The sequence below is a fragment of the Salmonella sp. SAL4457 genome (genome assembly GCF_046548235.1).
GTDB lineage: Bacteria > Pseudomonadota > Gammaproteobacteria > Enterobacterales > Enterobacteriaceae > Salmonella > Salmonella enterica.
In genome coordinates this window covers 1-262 of sequence record NZ_JBGDZO010000693.1, presented here as the reverse complement: position 1 = coordinate 262, position 262 = coordinate 1, and the positions used below count along the sequence as shown (strand labels likewise).

1 protein-coding gene is annotated in these 262 nt (G+C 64.1%); it reads right to left on the bottom strand.

What is annotated here, in order from left to right:
* Positions 1-262 (bottom strand): OprD family outer membrane porin (locus ACLJNW_RS25945; RefSeq protein ID WP_410961473.1); only part of this gene is annotated, 262 nt, incomplete at both ends.

Genomic DNA, 262 nt, shown 5'->3' with positions numbered 1-262 from the left:
AGCGTACAGCGAGGCGTTGAAGTGATCGGTGAAGGCGTACTTGCCGCCGAACACGTTGATGCTCTTCAGGCCGCCGCTGTCGCGCCCTTCGGCGCTCTTGCGGGATTCCGCGGTGAAGCGACCGGCGTTCAGCTCCAGGCCCTCGATCTCCTTGGAGGTGATCAGGGTGCCGCTGTAGCTTTCCGGGAGCAGGCGCGAGTTGTCGTAGCTGAGCACCGGCAGGCTGGGCATCTGGTCGCCGTACTTGAGCACGGTGTTGGAG